Origin of the sequence: Micromonospora sp. NPDC047134 (assembly GCF_040643455.1) — a bacterium.
In the GTDB taxonomy this organism is placed as follows: domain Bacteria; phylum Actinomycetota; class Actinomycetes; order Mycobacteriales; family Micromonosporaceae; genus Micromonospora.
The window spans coordinates 153,772-169,685 of sequence record NZ_JBEYUI010000010.1 but is presented as its reverse complement, the minus strand read 5'-3'; the positions used below and the strand labels follow the sequence as shown (position 1 = coordinate 169,685).

The 15,914-nt window shown below is 71.4% G+C and carries 19 protein-coding genes and 1 pseudogene; 9 read left to right on the top strand and 11 right to left on the bottom strand.

All coding sequences use genetic code 11. The features are described from left to right. The first annotated feature begins 65 nt into the window (after window positions 1-65). From ABZ795_RS15085 to ABZ795_RS15075, 3 genes are all read left to right on the top strand, one after another. On the top strand, window positions 66-674 hold the full coding sequence (locus tag ABZ795_RS15085; protein ID WP_357530741.1) for an NTP transferase domain-containing protein: 609 nt from the start codon (window positions 66-68) through the stop codon (window positions 672-674). Then, window positions 671-919: a DUF6457 domain-containing protein gene (locus tag ABZ795_RS15080; protein ID WP_357530740.1), complete on the top strand. Its 249-nt coding sequence runs from the start codon at window positions 671-673 to the stop codon at window positions 917-919. Before ABZ795_RS15085 ends, ABZ795_RS15080 begins: the two co-directional genes overlap by 4 nt. Window positions 920-1,003: 84 nt before the next feature. Next, entirely contained in the window at window positions 1,004-2,083 is a 1,080-nt protein-coding gene (locus ABZ795_RS15075; protein ID WP_357530739.1) for a hypothetical protein, read from the top strand. A 71-nt stretch (window positions 2,084-2,154) separates the two neighbouring features. Here ABZ795_RS15075 and ABZ795_RS15070 read toward each other — a convergent pair whose 3' ends face one another. Together ABZ795_RS15070 and ABZ795_RS15065 are read right to left on the bottom strand one after the other, a co-directional pair. Continuing rightward, window positions 2,155-4,044, bottom strand: a complete 1,890-nt coding sequence (locus ABZ795_RS15070) for a beta-propeller domain-containing protein (RefSeq protein ID WP_357530738.1) — start codon at window positions 4,042-4,044, stop codon at window positions 2,155-2,157. 69 nt (window positions 4,045-4,113) lie between these two features. After that, the gene (locus ABZ795_RS15065) at window positions 4,114-4,569 is read right to left on the bottom strand and encodes an Lrp/AsnC family transcriptional regulator (protein WP_357530737.1); all 456 of its coding nucleotides are present in this window, start codon (window positions 4,567-4,569) and stop codon (window positions 4,114-4,116) included. 59 nt (window positions 4,570-4,628) lie between these two features. Here ABZ795_RS15065 and ddaH point away from each other — a divergent pair, with 59 nt between their 5' ends. Beyond that, window positions 4,629-5,462 carry a dimethylargininase gene (gene ddaH, locus ABZ795_RS15060; RefSeq protein ID WP_327023566.1) on the top strand — a complete coding sequence of 278 codons (834 nt, stop codon included), beginning with the start codon at window positions 4,629-4,631 and terminating at the stop codon, window positions 5,460-5,462. Window positions 5,463-5,466: 4 nt separating this feature from the next. On the opposite strand, the gene ABZ795_RS15055 is transcribed toward ddaH, so the two are convergent. After that, complete coding sequence (locus ABZ795_RS15055; protein WP_357530736.1) at window positions 5,467-6,663, bottom strand: ABC transporter substrate-binding protein; 1,197 nt, start codon at window positions 6,661-6,663, stop codon at window positions 5,467-5,469. A 77-nt stretch (window positions 6,664-6,740) separates the two neighbouring features. Beyond that, on the bottom strand, window positions 6,741-7,538 hold the full coding sequence (locus tag ABZ795_RS15050; protein ID WP_357530735.1) for an alpha/beta hydrolase: 798 nt from the start codon (window positions 7,536-7,538) through the stop codon (window positions 6,741-6,743). A 99-nt stretch (window positions 7,539-7,637) separates the two neighbouring features. Here ABZ795_RS15050 and ABZ795_RS15045 point away from each other — a divergent pair, with 99 nt between their 5' ends. Then, on the top strand, window positions 7,638-8,243 hold the full coding sequence (locus ABZ795_RS15045) for a bacterial proteasome activator family protein (protein ID WP_357530734.1): 606 nt from the start codon (window positions 7,638-7,640) through the stop codon (window positions 8,241-8,243). A 32-nt stretch (window positions 8,244-8,275) separates the two neighbouring features. On the opposite strand, the gene ABZ795_RS15040 is transcribed toward ABZ795_RS15045, so the two are convergent. The 3 genes from ABZ795_RS15040 to ABZ795_RS15030 form a co-directional block, all read right to left on the bottom strand. Next, entirely contained in the window at window positions 8,276-9,091 is an 816-nt protein-coding gene (locus ABZ795_RS15040) for an HAD family hydrolase (protein ID WP_357530733.1), read from the bottom strand. After that, complete coding sequence (locus tag ABZ795_RS15035) at window positions 9,091-9,912, bottom strand: HAD family hydrolase (RefSeq protein WP_327023571.1); 822 nt, start codon at window positions 9,910-9,912, stop codon at window positions 9,091-9,093. Before ABZ795_RS15035 ends, ABZ795_RS15040 begins: the two co-directional genes overlap by 1 nt. A 190-nt stretch (window positions 9,913-10,102) precedes the next feature. Continuing rightward, window positions 10,103-10,822 carry a hypothetical protein gene (locus ABZ795_RS15030; RefSeq protein WP_357530732.1) on the bottom strand — a complete coding sequence of 240 codons (720 nt, stop codon included), beginning with the start codon at window positions 10,820-10,822 and terminating at the stop codon, window positions 10,103-10,105. 145 nt (window positions 10,823-10,967) lie between these two features. On the opposite strand from ABZ795_RS15030, the gene ABZ795_RS15025 reads away from it, so the two are divergent. The 4 genes and pseudogenes from ABZ795_RS15025 to ABZ795_RS15010 all read left to right on the top strand — a co-directional run bounded on the left by ABZ795_RS15025 (window position 10,968) and on the right by ABZ795_RS15010 (window position 12,656). Further along, the gene (locus ABZ795_RS15025) at window positions 10,968-11,399 is read left to right on the top strand and encodes an OsmC family protein (protein WP_327023573.1); all 432 of its coding nucleotides are present in this window, start codon (window positions 10,968-10,970) and stop codon (window positions 11,397-11,399) included. Then, window positions 11,398-11,460: pseudogene (gene mgtL / locus ABZ795_RS15020) on the top strand (mgtA regulatory leader peptide MgtL); the annotation flags it as partial. The gene ABZ795_RS15025 and the pseudogene mgtL, both read left to right, overlap by 2 nt. Before the next feature lie 79 nt (window positions 11,461-11,539). Further along, entirely contained in the window at window positions 11,540-11,884 is a 345-nt protein-coding gene (locus tag ABZ795_RS15015) for a metallopeptidase family protein (RefSeq protein WP_327027350.1), read from the top strand. A 55-nt stretch (window positions 11,885-11,939) separates the two neighbouring features. After that, a complete protein-coding gene (locus tag ABZ795_RS15010; RefSeq protein ID WP_357530731.1) occupies window positions 11,940-12,656 on the top strand; it encodes an AIM24 family protein in 717 nt (238 codons plus the stop codon). Window positions 12,657-12,719: 63 nt separating this feature from the next. On the opposite strand, the gene pheA is transcribed toward ABZ795_RS15010, so the two are convergent. The 4 genes from pheA to ABZ795_RS14990 form a co-directional block, all read right to left on the bottom strand. Further along, a complete protein-coding gene (gene pheA, locus ABZ795_RS15005; protein ID WP_327023575.1) occupies window positions 12,720-13,676 on the bottom strand; it encodes a prephenate dehydratase in 957 nt (318 codons plus the stop codon). Window positions 13,677-13,686: 10 nt separating this feature from the next. Next, window positions 13,687-14,235 carry a hypothetical protein gene (locus ABZ795_RS15000; protein ID WP_357530764.1) on the bottom strand — a complete coding sequence of 183 codons (549 nt, stop codon included), beginning with the start codon at window positions 14,233-14,235 and terminating at the stop codon, window positions 13,687-13,689. 195 nt (window positions 14,236-14,430) lie between these two features. Beyond that, entirely contained in the window at window positions 14,431-14,886 is a 456-nt protein-coding gene (locus ABZ795_RS14995) for a hypothetical protein (RefSeq protein WP_327023576.1), read from the bottom strand. Window positions 14,887-15,060: 174 nt separating this feature from the next. Next, window positions 15,061-15,801, bottom strand: coding sequence for a hypothetical protein (locus tag ABZ795_RS14990; protein WP_327023577.1), 741 nt, complete (start codon window positions 15,799-15,801; stop codon window positions 15,061-15,063). Window positions 15,802-15,914 lie beyond the last annotated feature (113 nt).

The following is a 15,914-nucleotide window of genomic DNA, read 5'->3' as shown; positions in this document are numbered from 1 at the left end:
CCCGACCACCCTCCACCCCGGCCACCAGCCAGAGAGGGCACCAGGGCTAGGGCTACGGTGGGCCGGTGAAGGCGTACGCCGCGGTGGTGCTCGCCGGAGGTGCGGCCCGGCGGATGGGTGGACTGGACAAGCCGGCGCTGCCGGTCGGCGGGGTGCCGATGCGGGAGCGGGTCCTGGCGGCGGTCGCGGACGCCGCGCCTCGGATCCTCGTCGGGCCGGGACCGGCCCCGGCGGGCGTACGACTGACCCGCGAGTCGCCACCGGGCGGCGGGCCGGTGCCCGCCCTCGCGGCCGGGCTGGCCCTGCTCGACCCCGAGGTGTCGGCCGTGGCCCTGCTGGCGGCCGATCTGCCGCTGTTGACCCGGGCCGCCGTCGGTGAGCTGCTGCACCACCTCGACGACGCCTCGACCAGCCGACCACCGGTCGACGGGGTCTGTTACCTGGACCAGTCCGGGCGGCGGCAGTCGCTGTGTGGGGTGTGGCGCCCGGCGGCGCTGCGCGCGGCCCTGGACCGGGTGCGGGTACGGCGGGGCGAGTTGGCCGGAGCGTCCCTGCGGGACCTGTTCACCGGGCTCGCCGTACGCGAGCTGCGGTGGACCGGCGACGGCCCGCCGCCCTGGTTCGACTGCGACACTGAGCGGGACCTGCGGCGGGCGGAGGAGTGGTCGCGATGAGGGTGCTGGACGACTGGCTCGCGGCGGCCTGTGCGGAGCTGGGGGTGGATCCGGCCGAGGTGCCGGTGCAGTCCGTGCTCGATCTGGCCCGGGATGTCGCCCACCAGGTGGTGCGGCCGGGGGCCCCGGTCACCGCGTACCTGCTCGGGCTGGCTGTCGGCCGGGGGGCCGATCCGGCCGTGGCAGCCACCCGGCTGACCGAGCTGGCCGGCACCTGGCCGACCGAGTCAGGTGACCACGGCTGACCGCCAGGCGTGTCCGATCACTGTCCGGGTTGACGCCTCTTCCCGACCGGCTCGATAGGGTGGCCGGAACGGACGGAGGCGATCATGACGGCAGAGCACCCCTCAGCACCGCCCGGTACGCCGGCACACCACGAGTCGATCCTGCTCGACGAGCCGAGCACCGCGGACCTGCGGGCCAAGGTGACCCATGCGTGGCGGGAGTTCGCCCGCGCGTTGGCCGACCGGCTGGCCGGCCTGCCGCACGGTGCCCACGTGGAGTTGACCCTCGACCCGACCGCCTCCGGCATCGAGGAGGCCGTCTACTCCGTCAGTGTCGATGTCGGCGAGGACGGCGGGTTGACCGCGCGGGCGGTGGGCAACGCGGCCCTGCCCCAGGGCTACCGGCTGGACCGGGCGGCCGTGGCAGACATGGTCGCCCTGGGTTGGTCTCCGCCGGGGGTGCTGGAGGGCTCCGGTGACCAGTTCGGCCTGCACTGCGGGGTCTCGGAGAGCACCCGGCTGGCCGCCCTGCTCTCGCGTACGCTGCGCGACGTCTACGGCGCGCCGCACCCGGCCTTCCTGGTCTACGTGATCGTCGACGCCGAGGGTGAGCCGGTGCCGGGCGAGCCGTTGGGCACCGCCCGCAGTGAAGTCGGCACCGGGCAGGAGATCGAGGACGACCTGGCCCAGGCGCTGGCCGCCACGGAGGATTCCGGTGCGGACAGTGAGGTGCTGGAGTTGGCCGAGCGGGTCCGGACGGTGGTCTCCACCATGCTCCGGTCCGACTCCGACCGGGTCCAGGTCGACTCCGACGGCGACATCAACATCCGGGCCGGTTCGGCGATGGTCTTCGTCCGGGTGCGGGACAATCCGCCGCTGGTCGACGTCTTCTCCCCGGTGCTCACCGAGGTGGAGCCGACCGAGCGGCTCTACGTCAAGCTCTCCGAGTTGACCAACCGGATGCCGATCGGCCGGCTCTACTGTGCCGACGACACCGTCTGGGCCTCTATCCCGGTCTTCGGCCGCAACTTCCAACCCACCCATCTGATGCTTGCCGTGCAGGTGATGACCGGCCTGGCGGACGAGTTGGACGACCGGCTGCACGGCGAGTTCGGCGGCAAGCGCTTCTTCAGTGAGGGGGACAAGCCGGGGCGGGGCGAGCACCGCACCGGCATGTACCTGTGAGCTGGTGGCTCAAGGGGTGAGGCCCGGAGTTCCCGAGAAACCGGGCCCCACCCCTTGAGGGGGAGGGAGAGTCAGGTCGTCGGGATCCAGTCGAGGCTTCGCGCGGTGACCGGATCGCTGGCGCGCAGGCCCGCATCGGAGACCGTCCAGAGAAGGTCCCCGATCATCAGTGCGCGGTGTACGGCCGGGCGTAGCCGGGCTCGGTCCGTGGTCGTGACCGGGTGGGTGACCTGGCCGATCTCGCTGATCTTGTCGGCGTCGACCCGCAACAGGCGTACCCCGGCGTCCACCGGCAGCACCACCAGCCCGGTGGCCGGCCAGTGCAGGAAGGCGTGCGGGTCGTACTCGGCGGTGGACCAGCCGCGAGGCAGGTGCCACTGGTCCAGGCGGGTCGGCCGGCTCGGGTCCCGCACGTCGAAGAGGGACACCTGCACCCCCTCCGTACGGCCCTGTCCGTCGGCCTCCTGACCCACCCCGAGCAGCCGCCCGTCCGGCAGGGGATGCAGGTACGCGGAGTAGCCGGTGATCTTCAGCTCCCCGGTCATCCTCGGGGCGGCCGGGTCGCTCAGGTCCAGCGAGTAGAGCGGGTCGGTCTGCCGGAAGGTGACCACGTACGCCACCGGCCCCAGGTACCGCACGGAGTAGATGCGTTCGCCGCGCCCGAGCCCGCCGACCGCTCCGACCGACACCAGGAACCCGCCATCCCGACGCAGCACCCGTACGGTGGATTCGGATTCGCCTTCATCGCCCCACACCTCGCCGAGGGTGGTGGCCACCCGCAGGTGTCCGTCCCATTCGGACAGTGCGTACTGGTTGATCAGCCACCCGGGTACGGCACCGGAGGCCAGATAGCGAGGGCGGCCCGACCCGGCGGTGTCGAACTGGAAGATCTCGGTCACCTGGTCCCGGAGACCGGGCCGCCAGCGCAGCAGCCCCGGTTTCCGGGGCGGCTGCTGCCCGGCCAGGTAGAGGCTGTTCGGGGTGCCGTAGACCGTGTTGGCGTCGGCGGCGACGCTGACCGGGTCACCGTCGCCCAGCCGGTCGGCGCCGAGGTCGAAGCTGAGCACGGTGAGTACCGAGGTGCCGGTCATCCGTTCCGGTCGGCTCAGCCGATCGCAGTCGACCCGCCCGGTGTGCCGCTCGTTCCCGGCCGTCCACTCGTACTCCGGCAACCAGGACTCGATCCCGGCGCTGTCGATCACCGCCCGGTTCTGCCGGGTCCGGGCCCGGTCGCTGCCCTCAGGGACGTACGGAAACTCGAGGCGCGGCGTCGAGCGGATCACCACCCGGGCGGTGGTGCCGGTCAGTCGACCGTCGAGCAGACCGCCTTCGATCCGGTACGTGCCGATCAGCGCGGGCGCACCGGTCAGGTCGACCAGGAACAGGCGGGCCGCTTCGGTCGACGGCCCTGGCCGGGACCGGTCCACCGCGACGAACGGCGTCCCCTCGGCGAGCACCAGGGCCCGGTTACCGAGCAGCAGCAGCCGGTACGAGCCCCAGTAGGCGCCCGCCTTCCCACCGGGCAGATCGAGTCGGCCGGTGATCCGGCGGCTGACCGGGTCGATCACCCGCAGCCCGCCCCCGGTGACGGTGACGATGCGGCGCCCGTCGGTCTTCACCACGTCCGGCTCGTCCGCGCCGGCCTCATGGTTGTTGGTCGTCGAGTGGTCCGGCGGGGCGCTGCCGCCGAGCGCACCCTTCGCCAGGGCCCTGCCCTCGGCGGCCGCCCGGGTGGACAACAGGGTGCCGCCCTCGAAGCCGTACGGGCCGACCGCCTCGCGGGCGGCGGCCCGCAGTTCGGTCAGGGCGTCCGCACAGGAGTCGAAGGAGACCAGCCCGGCCACCGGCACCATCACCGGGGCGGTCGGTCGGCCGGGGGCCGGAGCCGAGGTGCTTCCGGCCAGCAGGGTGAGGGTGGTCAGGATGCTCCCGGCGACGATCACCTTGCCTGCCCGCGTCATGACTGCTTCGACGCCGCCGGTCGCCGTCCGGTTCCGCACCGATGCGCCGGTCTGCACCGCCCGGTGCGATCAGATGGAGGGCCCGACCCCGGGGGACTCCACCAGCCTGGAGAGCACGATGGTGCTGCGGCTGGAGGTCACGAAGCTCTCCGCGCGCAGCCGCTCCAACGCCTCCTCCAGGTGGGAGATGTCGGCGGCCCGCAGGTGTACGAGGGCGTCGGCCTCCCCGGACACCGTGTACGCCCCGACCACCTCGGGGTGGCGGCGTACGGCGGCACCGATCTGGGCCGGGGTGGTGCGGCCGGCGCAGAACAGCTCGACGAAGGCCTCCGTGGTCCAGCCGACCGAGGCCGGGTCGACGACGGCGGTGAATCCCCGGATGACCCCGGCGGCCCGCAGCCGGTCCACCCGCCGCTTGACGGCCGGAGCGGAGAGTGAGACTCGGGTTCCGATGTCCGCGTACGAGGCACGGGCATCGGCGACCAGCAACGCAATGATTCGCTGGTCCACGCCGTCTATCTGCAAGATTCTGCTCCTGAGAAGCAATGGTCATGGCTGTTCCGAAACTCTCAGCCTACCTACTCTTGGTGACCATGAACCCTCAGCGAGTGCCCCGAAAGCGCACGTACCTCATGTGCTCGCCGGAGCATTTCGCGGTCGAGTACGCGATCAACCCCTGGATGGACGTGACCACCCCGGTCGACCCGGAGCTGGCCGTCAAGCAGTGGGATCGCCTGCGGGAGACTCTGGTCGGCCTGGGACACGAGGTGCACCTGCTCGCCCCCGAGCCCGGCCTGCCGGACATGGTCTACGCCGCCAACGGCGCCTTCATGGTCGACGGCACGGTCTACGGTGCCCGGTTCAAACACCACCAGCGCACGGCCGAGGCGGCGGCGCACCGCGCCTTCTACGAGGCGCAGGGCTGGCGGTTCATCGCCCCGAACGAGACGAACGAGGGTGAGGGGGACTTCGCGTACCTGCCACAGGCGCACGGCGGGCTGATCCTCGCCGGGTACGGGTTCCGTACCGAACTGCCCGCGCACGCGGAGGCGCAGGAGGCGCTGGGTAGGCCGGTGGTCTCGCTGCGGCTGATCGATCCGCGCTTCTACCACCTGGACGTGGCGCTGGCCTCGATCGACGACGGCAACATCGTCTACTACCCGGGAGCCTTCTCCGCGGCCAGCCAGAAGGTGCTGGCCCAGCTGTTTCCCGACGCGGTGCTGGCCGAGGACGAGGACGTTCTCGCCTTCGGGCTCAACCTGGTCAGTGACGGCGCGAACGTGGTGCTGAACAGCGAGGCGACCCGGCTGGCGGGTCGGCTGAGGGCGGCCGGCTACACCCCGGTGCCGGTGGAGTTGGCCGAGCTGAAGAAGGGCGGAGGCAGCGTGAAGTGCTGCATCGCCGAACTACGGCACTGAACCCTCAGCCCAGGGTGGCCAGCTCGCTGAGCAGGACATTGGACAGCACCTGCCCGTCGTGCTGCACCTCCCGCAGGTACCACTTCTGCTGGGGGGTGCGCGGCTGGTTGAACTGCCAGGCCCCGCGCGGGCTGTCGATCTGACCGATCCGGCCCAGCGCCAGGTTGAGCTCCTGCGGGGTGGGGTCCGAGCCGGCCAGGCGGATCGCCTGGTCGAGCACCTTGGCCGCGTCGTACGAGGCCATCGCGTAGGTGGTCGGCGAGGCGCTGTGCTTCTTGCGGTACGCCGAGGCGAACCGGCGGTTGGCGGCGTTGTTCAGGTCGGCGGAGTAGTTCAGGGCGGTGCGGATGCCCAGGGCGTCGTCGGCCGGCTTGATGCTCTCCAGCACGGTGCCCTCGGTGAGGAAGCCGGGTGCGTAGATGGCGCCCTGGAAGCCGGCGTCGCGTAGCTGCATGACGAACTCCGCCGCCGCCGGGCCGGCGAAGAAGCAGAAGACCACCGAGGGGTTGCGGCTCAGTGCGCGGTCGATGTCCCGGACGAAGGCGCCCTTGCCGGGGTTGGCGTTGTTGGAGGTGAAGACGACCGGATCCGCGATGCGGGGGTCGGATTCGCCGAACTCCTGCCGGAAGCCGCGCAGCACGTCGTCGCCGCCGAGGGCCGACTCCGGCATGATCATCGCCACCCGGTCGTCGGGACCCAGGGCGTCGCGCAGATGGCGACCGAGGGCCCGGCCCGCCTCGTCGAGCACGTACGAGGTACGCCAGATGTAGACGACGCTCTGGAGGCTGGTGGGTGAGGCGTTGGAGCCGATCAGGGGCACCCGGGCCTGCTCGATGACGTCCCGGATGCCGGACATCACCGCTGCGGAGGAGACCCCGGTCAACGCCAGAACACCCTGCTTGAGCAGGCCGTCCACCGCGGCCTGACCGGACTTGACGCTGTCTCCCTCGTCGGCCACGAGCAGGTTCACCGGATGGCCGCCGAGGACTCTCTCGTTGAGGTCCAGGTAGAGCTCGAAGCCGTTGCGCAACTCGTCACCGACGGCCTTGCCGGGGCCGGACTGCGGCGCGATGAGCCCGACCTTGACCGTGCTCTTCGGTTCGGCCGGCTCCTCGGGGTCCGAGGCGCACCCGGCTGTTAATCCACCCGCACCGAGCGCGGCGAGCAGTTGAAGTGCCCGCCTACGGTTCATCTGCGACACCGGGTTCCCTTCGGATGGCCTGCTGGGAGTCTCCGCCCCTCCGGCGTTCTACCTGCTTAGCGACGCTGGGTCAATGGTTAATGATCGGTGTGAAGAGAACGGAACGCGGCGGTTACCTGCGGCCAGGCCGGAGAGAGGGGATCGATAAGCCCGAAGTGTTCGCATTCCGGAAGCTCTACAAGGTGCATTTCCGCACCTAGCGCCTGCGCTGCGGCGACATATTTCCTGCTCATCTCCACCGGTACCTGCTGATCCAGAGTGCCATGAATCACTACCGTCCGTATTGGCAGCGGAGCCGTGATGCGGGGGTCGGCGACCTCGTACCGCTCGGGGAAATCGGCCGGTCCGCCGCCCAGCAGCGCGGCCACCGCGCCCGAGTCCAGGTCCAGCCGGTAGGCCTCGGCCAGATCCGTGACCGGGGCCAGGGCGAGCACCCCGCCGACGGTCTGCGGTGACCGGATGGCGGTGTGCAGGGCTAGATGACCACCGGCCGAGTGCCCGACCAGGATCGGCGGCACCGGTGCCACCCGACCGGGCAGGGCCTCGGCGGCCAACTCCGGCAGAGCCGCCACCCCGGCCCGTGCGTCCATCAGGGTGCCGGGCCAGCCGCCACCGGGCTGCCCGGTCCGGCGGTACTCCAACTGGGCCACCGGGAAGCCGAGCCGGGCCAGTGCGTCAGCCAGTGCGTCGGTGTGCCGCCGGTCGTACTCCACCCGCCAGAAACCGCCGTGCACGACGATCACCAGTGGCCGGGGCGGGCCCTCGCCGAGCGGGCGGCGCAGATCGGCGATCTGGTCGGGGTGCTCGCCGTAGGAGACCGTGAGGTCCGGCTCCGGTGCGGGTCGGGTGAGTACGGCGCGGGGGTCGAGCGACATCGGCCGACGGTAGCGCGACTCGCCGCCATCCGAGGCCCCGGGTCGTACGCCGCATCGTCGGCCGGGGCGGCGGGCGCCGACGGGGGTGACTGAGTAAAGATGGATGCCATGACCGAAGCGCATACCGCTGGACAGAACGACGAGCCTGGCCGCGACGGCACCGGGCACTCGGGCACCGTGGTGGTGGTCGGGCCCGATGGCCGACCGGTCGGCACCCTGCAGACCGACGACGGGCCAGGTGAGGATCCCGCCCGCCTGGTCGAGCAGCCGGCGAAGGTGATGCGGATCGGCAGCATGATCAAGCAGCTGCTGGAGGAGGTCAAGTCCGCGCCGCTGGACGACGCCAGCCGGCACCGGATGCGGGAGATCCACGAGCGCTCGATCGTCGAGCTGAAGGAAGGGCTGGCGCCCGAGCTGCGCGAGGAACTGGAACGGCTCTCCTTGCCGTTCACCGAGGACCAGGCACCGACGGAGGGTGAGCTGCGGATCGCCCACGCTCAGCTGGTCGGCTGGTTGGAGGGGCTGTTCCACGGCATCCAGGCCGCCCTGGTGGCCCAGCAGATGGCGGCCCGGGTGCAACTGGAGCAGATGCGCACCGGGCGGCAGGCGCTGCCCAGCGGGCCGGGCGGGGTGGCCCTGCCGGGGATGCCCGGCCTGGGTCAGGGACCGGGCGGCGAGGGCCACAGCACCGGTCAGTACCTCTGACGACGCCGGGGTGCGGCGCCTGCCGCACCCCGTCAGTCCACCCCGAAGACCTTCTCCAGGTACGCCGCCACCCCGTCGACCGAGTTCGCCGAGGTGACCTCGTCGGCGATCGCCAGCACGGCCGGGTGCGCGTTGGCCACCGCCACCGCCCGGCCGGCCCAGGTCAGCAGGGGTACGTCATTGGGCATGTCACCGAAGGCCAGCACCTCCTCGGCGGTGATGCCGAGCCGGTGGCAGTACCAGGCCAGCCCGGCCGCCTTGGTCACCCCGGCCGCCGAGATCTCCACCAGCCCCGACCGTGAGGAATGGGTGGCCTCGGCCAGACCGGCCAGCGCCTCGGCGACCACCTGGGTGAACCGGTCCGGATCCCGTTCCCCGTCGGCCCGGGCCAGCAGCTTCACCGCCGGCAGCGAATGCAGCTCCTCCGGATGCAGTACGGCCCGGATCGCGGTCTCGTCGGCGTCCCAGCGCATCGGGTAGTGCGCGTCGTGGCGCATCTGCCGACCATCGGCGATCTCCACCGCGAGACTCACCCCGGGCACCTCGGCCCGTAGTCGGCGGGCCACCTCCGCGAGCAGTTCGGGGGCCAGCGGGTCGGCCCGCAGCACCTCGTCGCCGACCGGGTCGTAGACCACCGCACCGTTGGCGCAGACCGCCGGCAGCGGCTCGGCCAACTGCTCGTACACCAGTCGCAGCCAGCGGATCGGTCGCCCGGTGACCAGCACGACCGGAGTGCCCCGGGCGGAGATCCGGGCCAGCACCTCGGCGGTGTGCGGGCTGAGGGTGCGGTCGTCGCGCAGCAGGGTGCCGTCGATGTCGCTGGCGACCAGGCGGGGAACTGCCTCCATCACCCGGACAGTAGCCGGTCCAGATACACGGCCACCCCGTCGTCGTCGTTGCGCAGGGTGACGTTGTCGGCGATGGCCCGCAGTTGCGGGTGGGCGTTGGCCACCGCCACCCGCCCCCAGCCGGCCCACTCGAACATCGGCAGGTCATTGGGCATGTCGCCGAAGACCAGCACCTCGGCCGGATCGACCCCCAGGCTCTGCGCCACCACACTGAGCCCGGTGGCCTTGTCCACCCCGGAGGGGCTGATCTCGATGAAGCCCAGCCCGGCCTGGGTGAGGGCGGCCAGGTGCGGCGGGATGATCTCCCTGGCGACCGCCAGCAACTCGTCGACATGATGATCGGCGGTACGCGCGAAAGCCTTGATCACATCGCCTGCCAGGCACTCGTCGCGGCTGCGTACCTCGAACCGGTCCTGGTAGGGCCAGGCGGGGTGGTAGTCCCCCCACAGGGGCGCGTCGTGCTCGTCGGAGGCCTCGACCATCACGGTCAGCGGGCCGACCACGGCCTCCAGGTCGGCCAGCAGGGTGGCCAGGACCTCGCTGGAGAGCCGCTCGTCGCGCAGCACCACCGGCCCGGCCGGGTCGCTCTGGTCGACCACCCGGCCACCGCCGGCCATCACCAGGAAGTCCGCCGCGCGGATGTCGTTGCGGGTCAGTTCGGTCAGCCGGGGGCCCCGGCCGGTGGCGCCCACCACCGGAATCCCGGCCGCACGAACCCGGTCCAGAACCTGATGGGTGTACGCCGACACGGTGTCGTCGCTGCGGACGAGAGTGCCGTCTAGGTCGGTGGCGATCAGCTTGGGCAGGCCCGGACGGGTCATCTTTCCTCCTTCGCCCACCGCCGTCACAGCCAGCCGTTCCGGTCGTTGGTCGAGGATCCGGCGAGCGGCGGGCAGCCACCTTACCTCGCGGAACGGGTCGCAACCATGGCTTCCCGACGAATCGGGTGTGACGCGAGGAAGGGAGCCTTCTTGAGGTCTGGTGTACCGCAGGGGTGGCTCCGGTGGCCGATCAGTCGGATCGGGCCTCGCGGGCGAAGGGCACCGTGGGGGTGACCGTGATGTCGATCGGTCCCCGGCCCTCGGGCTCCTCGGCGAAGTCGGCCGGGCGGCGGGGACGCGGCTGTCGTCGACCCGGCTCACCGGCCGTGCCGTCCGGTACGGCGGTGGCGCGGGCCAGGGCTGCGGCGAACAGCAGGACAGCCAGGAAGGCCATGATCAGCCCTCGCCCGTACTCGATGCGGAAGCCGTCCTCGACCGTGTAGCCCATCGCCCGCCGACGGTCGTCGTCCAGCGAGGCCGCCGTGGCCACCAGCACGGCGACCAGACCCAGGGCCAGGGCCAGGCCGGCGACCCGGGCATTGGCCCGTACGGCGAGGGTGCCGCGCAGCGTCAGTGCGGCCGTGACCCCCAGGATGAGCATCCCGACCAGGTAGCCGACCCCCAGATTGCCGACCTCGGAGACGCTGCTCAGCAACTCGACCGGCTCGTCCCCCTCACCCCCGCCGCTGGGAAAGGTGACCTTGGCCCACTCGCCGAGCAGGGAGGCCAGGGTGGCGGCGGCACCGAGCCCGGCGAGCAGCAGGGGCAGCCGGTGGTCGCGGCCGAGGCCGCCCAGAGCACCACGCCACCGGTTGGTGCCGGTCGGCTCCTCGTCCTGCGTTCCCCACTCGAGGACGCTGGCGCCGTCGGAGCGGTCGTCCTGCCGGGGGATGGGGAGGTCGTGGGTCACCGCTGCGCCTCCTTGTGGCCGGACCGAGTGCCCAGGGCGAGGTCTGCCCCGCATCATGGCACAGTAGGCCAGCTACGTCATGGAAGGTGCAGGCAGCTGCCCGGTCGGTCGGCCGACGGGCGCGGATTCGGCTAGCGTCAGCTCCATGCCTATTCGTACCGCTTCCGCACGCTGGCAGGGCAACCTTCCCGAAGGGTCCGGCACCATCCGCACCGGCAAGGGTGGGCTGGAGGGCAACTACTCCTTCAAGTCCCGCTTCGAGGAGGGTGAGGGCACCAACCCCGAGGAGCTGATCGGGGCCGCGCACGCCGGCTGCTTCTCGATGGCCTTCTCCAAGGCCCTGGCCGACGCCGGCGCGACGCCGACCTCGGTGGAGACCACCGCGAAGGTGCACCTGGACAAGACCGAGGCGGGCTTCACGGTGACCCGTATCGAGCTGGAGACCGTCGGTGTCGTACCCGGCATCGACGAGGCACGCTTCGCCGAGCTGGCGGAGACCGCCAAGCAGAACTGCCCCATCTCCCGCCTACTCTCCCCCGCCGCCACCATCACCCTCACCACCCGCCTGACCTCCTGACCCCGAACCCACCCCCCATCCCCGCCGATCTTGCACTTTTGGTCGACGCATAACGGTGTGAAAGACGCGTATCGGCGACCGAAAGTGCAAGATCGCGGTGTGGGGGTGGGGTGGGGGTGGGTGAGAATGGGCGGGTGGCGGTGGAGATGGATCGGGAGCGGTTCGAGGAACTCGTGGGGGAGGCCCTCGATGAGGTTCCCGAGGAACTGCTGACGTTGATGAGCAACGTGGTGATTCTCGTGGAGGACGACCCCCCGCCGGGGGAGGATCTGCTCGGCCTCTATGAGGGACACGCGTTGACCGACCGAGGGTGGGACTACGCGGGGGTGCTGCCGGACCGCATCCTGATCTACCGCAACCCGATCCTGCGGATCTGTGAGACCGAGGACGATGTCGTCGAGGAGGTGGCGGTGACCGTGGTGCACGAGATCGCGCATCACTTCGGCATCGACGACGAGCGCCTGCACGACCTCGGCTGGGGCTGACGGTTGCGTCGCTGCCCTACCGTCTCGACCAGGCACGGCGAGTAGGGAGGAAGAGATGCGCAGCGAACTGTTCTCAGCGGCGAACCTGGAGCGGGAGTCCGCGCAACCCGGCATGCGGCTCCAGAACGCCAAGATGCTCAAGATCGAGCTCAATGGTGAGATGTTGGCCCGGGTCGGCTCGATGGTCGCGTACCAGGGGCAGGTGCAGTTCCAGGCGCTGGGCTCCGGCGGGCTGGGCAACTTCCTCAAGCAGAAGCTCACCGGAGAAGGCGTCCCGCTGATGAAGCTCACCGGCCGGGGTGACGTCTTCCTGGCCGACTTCGCCAAGGACGTACACATCATCGACCTCGAACCGGGCGACGCCCTGTCGATCAACGGTTCCAGCGTCCTGGCCTTCGACCCCGGTCTCCAGTACGACATCAAGATGGTCGGCGGGGCCGGGATGGCCTCTACCGGCCTGTTCAACTGCGTCTTCACCGGCCAGGGCCGGATCGCGGTGACCACCCGGGGCACCCCGGTGGTGCTGGCGGTCGACGCGCCCACCTATGTGGATCCGCAGGCGGCGGTCTGCTGGTCGGCCGGGTTGCAGACCGGCTACCACCGGGCCGACCAACTGGGACTCGGCACCCTGCTGGGCCGTACCACCGGCGAGGCGTACACGATGAGCTTCGCGGGGCAGGGCTTCGTCGTCGTCCAGCCGTCCGAGGAGCCGCCGATCATGGGCAGCGGCCAGCAGGATCAGGGTGGGGTGCTCGGCGGCCTGTTCCGCTGAGCCGAGCCCTGGCCCAGCGCTACGACCACCCACGCCCAGGCCGCCGAGCCCAGGCCCGGGCAGTCAGCTCAGTTCGCCGGCTCTGAGTCGGGCGAGCCAGGCGGCGGCGTCGGCGTAGTCGGCGTCCGAGAGACCGGCGGGGGCGGGGACCGGGTGTCCCCCCGTGCTCCCGCTCCACCGGTGCCGCGGATAGGAGCCGAGGAAGCGTACGTCCGAGCAGACCCGGCGGAGGCCCTGAAGTGCCTCACCCAGCCGGACGTCGGCGACGTGACCGGTGCAGTCGAGGAAGAAGACGTACTCGCCGAGGGCCTTGCCGGTGGGCCGGGACTCGATCCGGCTGAGGTTCACCCCTCGGACCGCCAGCTCCATCAGAACGGACAGCAGGGCACCGACCCGGTCGTGTGCGATGTACACCGCCAGCGAGGTCACATCGTCGCCGGTGGGCGGGGGAGGTGGACCGGGCCGGGCCACCAGGGCGAACCGGGTCACCGCGTCCGGATGATCGGCGATCTTGTCAGCGAGTACGGCCAGCCGGTGCCGGGTGGCGCCGATCGGAGCGCAGATCGCCGCGTCGAACTCGCCCGTGGCCGCTCCGGCCGCCGCCGCTCCGTTGGAGAGTACGTCGATCACGGTCGCGTCCGGCAGGTAGGCCCGCAGCCAGTCGCGGCACTGGGTGGAGGCCTGGGGATGAGCGGCGACGCTGCGAACCGTCGACAGCAGGGTGCCCGGACGCGCACCCAGGACGAACTCCACCGGCAGGATCACCTCGCGGGTGATCACCAGCGGTTCCCCCTCGGCGAACTCGTCGAGGGTCACCCCGACGGCGCCGCCGATCGAGTTCTCCAGGGGGACCAGGGCGGCGTCGACCTCCCCGGCGCGTACCGCGTCCAGCGCCTCACCGACGCTGCGGGCCGGTGTCCGGGTGCCCCGCTCGGCTGCGGGCAGAGTGCGCAGGGCCTGTTCCGCGAAGGTGCCCTCGGGACCGAGGAAGGCGAAGCGTGTCGGCGGTGTTCCCGGCATGGTCTCCAGCCTACGCACCCGGGGTGGACGCAGAGACCGAAGGCGTCGCAGCGGGTGTCGTCGGCAGGGGGGCCGTGACCCCGGAGTCGTCACCGCAGGCCAGGGTACGGATGCCGGGGGGTGCGGTGACCCGTACCTCGACCGCGCACACGTCCGTGCCGGCGGTGACCAGGCGCAGATTGCCCGCCTGCCGGCGGGTGACCACGTGCAACGGCTCGTACCCGGTCACCTCCAGGGCGGTGAAGTGCCAGTCCGCGGCACAGGACGGGCCACTGCTGACCTTGACCTTCGCGTTGCGGGGCAGCAGGCCCTGGCGGCCACGGACCAGGTTGATGACCTGCTGCGCGGAGGGTTCGCCCCGACAGGCCACCGCCACCCGACCGGTGTCCGTCGAGGGCGTGACCGTGCCCACGACCGGTGGTACGGCGACCGAGGGTGGCGGGGTGCTGGGCCCACCCATGGTCGGACTCGGCGCGCCGGTCGGCAGCCGGGAGGTGCCGCCGTCGCGCAACTCCGGAGGCTCGCCGCAGCCGGCCAGCAGGAGACCGGCCAGCGCCAGGGCACCGCAGAACCGCCCGGTGAGCCGATACGGGCGCCGGCCTACGGCGGCGCGACGGAGAGGGCTGGGCGGCACAGGAGGGGTCCTTGCGGCAGGCGGGGTGTGCTGGGGTGGCCGGGGGCCGAGCCCATCGTAGGAGCAGCCGCTGCCGGGGCGGAAGGGCAGCGGCCGGCCCGCCGGTCGGTGCGGGTTGGCTCAGACCTCGGAGAAGAAGGTCAGCGAGCCGGCCACGGCCCCGGCGGCCAGTACCGGTGTGGAGACCGCGTCGACCGTGGCGTCGGACCCACCGGCGGCGTACTCGATGCGCAGCAACCCTCGGGCCAGGCGACCCGAGGTGAGCGCCAGCAGCGGTGGGATCTTGTCGATCTCCGGCTCGGTCAGCTCACCCCGGTTGGCGGTGAAGTCCAGCAGCCGCAACCCACCGTCGAGCAGGGGCAGGCCGATCAGGTCCTCCGGGGCGCCCAGGCAGAGCAGGTCGCAGCCGGCGGCGGAAACGGCCACCACCCGGGTCTGGGCGTCGATCAGCAGACACGGCTCATCTGCACTGGACACCGTGGCTGACCAGCGACCGATGTTGTCGTACTCCAGCTCTGTCGGTGTCCCCGTCGTGGGCGCGAACACTTCCGAGAGCGAGAGTTCGACGTGGGCCACCGCGCCTCCTATGTACACCGACGGTACGTCCACGCTAGCCGGTCGCCGCAGTGGCCGCTGACCGTTGCGTCGCGCATCGGATCGTCGATGGGATCGGTGCCCCGGGCGGCAACGGCGCGGGCCTGGTGGAGTACCGAACCGGGACGACCCGGCCGCGTGGCGTCGCCGCAGACGTTACCGGTGGGTGGCCGCCTTGTCAGCGGCCGTTCGGCCGTCCTCATACCACCGGTAGTCCGCCACCGGTTGATGACCACCGGTGGTCCAGGTGCTGGGATGCTGGGCTACCCGGGACAGCTTCTCCGCAGTGGCCGGGCTGATCCGGTTGCCGCCGGCGACGAGCAGCCGGTCGAGTTCCCGGTGGGTGGCCATCAGGCAGTCCTTCGGCAGGCCGTAGACACTGATCACCCCGGAACCCACGAAGGTGAGTACCGGGGTGACCGGGATCGGATGCCCGACCGCCGAGGTTAGGGCCTTGCTGGCCCGGCGGGCGTCCCGGCGGGCCTCGGTCACGTACGGCGGACGCTTGCCGTTGATCTGCACCACGTCACCGGCGACCAGTACCCGGGCCCGGCCGTGGTCGGCGATGGTGACCGCGAAGAGGCCGCTGGGCCCGATGGCGAGGAACCCGGCCCGGTTGTCGTCACTGCCGTCCAGCAGGACATCGGTGGGATCCACCCTTGGCCAGTCGACGACGTGCCAGGCCGGCCCGAGGTGGCCCAGTTGGCCCAACGCGCGGGCACCGGCGGCTTCCAGCCGTCGGGCTCCCCGCTCGGCCCGGCGACGCCGGGCCCACTCCAAGGGGGACGGACGGGGGGCCGCGGTCACCCCTGACGGTTCCGTCCGGGGATGCGGTACCGCCACGGGCGGCAGTGCCCGGGGGGAGGGTACGGCTCGACGAGCGGGAAACACAGTCATCGCGACCTCCGGCAAAAGGTCCCTCGAAGTTACGTTCTCACTACCCTACGTTGCCGGTCCGGGTGGTCGGCAAGCCGGAGCGCCGGAATGACTGCGGATGAATGCCGTATTCA

Bases quoted from the DNA above. Each gene is read 5' to 3' on its own strand.
- ABZ795_RS15025 (WP_327023573.1), top strand. From the start codon at position 10,968: ATGCCTATTCGTACCGCTTCCGCACGCTGGCAGGGCAACCTTCCCGAA.
- ABZ795_RS15070 (WP_357530738.1), bottom strand. From the start codon at position 4,044: ATGACGCGGGCAGGCAAGGTGATCGTCGCCGGGAGCATCCTGACCACC.
- ABZ795_RS14990 (WP_327023577.1), bottom strand. From the start codon at position 15,801: ATGACTGTGTTTCCCGCTCGTCGAGCCGTACCCTCCCCCCGGGCACTG.
- ABZ795_RS15075 (WP_357530739.1), top strand. From the start codon at position 1,004: ATGACGGCAGAGCACCCCTCAGCACCGCCCGGTACGCCGGCACACCAC.
- ABZ795_RS15040 (WP_357530733.1), bottom strand. From the start codon at position 9,091: ATGGAGGCAGTTCCCCGCCTGGTCGCCAGCGACATCGACGGCACCCTG.
- ABZ795_RS15035 (WP_327023571.1), bottom strand. From the start codon at position 9,912: ATGACCCGTCCGGGCCTGCCCAAGCTGATCGCCACCGACCTAGACGGC.
- ABZ795_RS15045 (WP_357530734.1), top strand. From the start codon at position 7,638: ATGGATGCCATGACCGAAGCGCATACCGCTGGACAGAACGACGAGCCT.
- ABZ795_RS15050 (WP_357530735.1), bottom strand. From the start codon at position 7,538: ATGTCGCTCGACCCCCGCGCCGTACTCACCCGACCCGCACCGGAGCCG.
- ABZ795_RS15010 (WP_357530731.1), top strand. From the start codon at position 11,940: ATGCGCAGCGAACTGTTCTCAGCGGCGAACCTGGAGCGGGAGTCCGCG.
- ABZ795_RS15080 (WP_357530740.1), top strand. From the start codon at position 671: ATGAGGGTGCTGGACGACTGGCTCGCGGCGGCCTGTGCGGAGCTGGGG.
- pheA (WP_327023575.1), bottom strand. From the start codon at position 13,676: ATGCCGGGAACACCGCCGACACGCTTCGCCTTCCTCGGTCCCGAGGGC.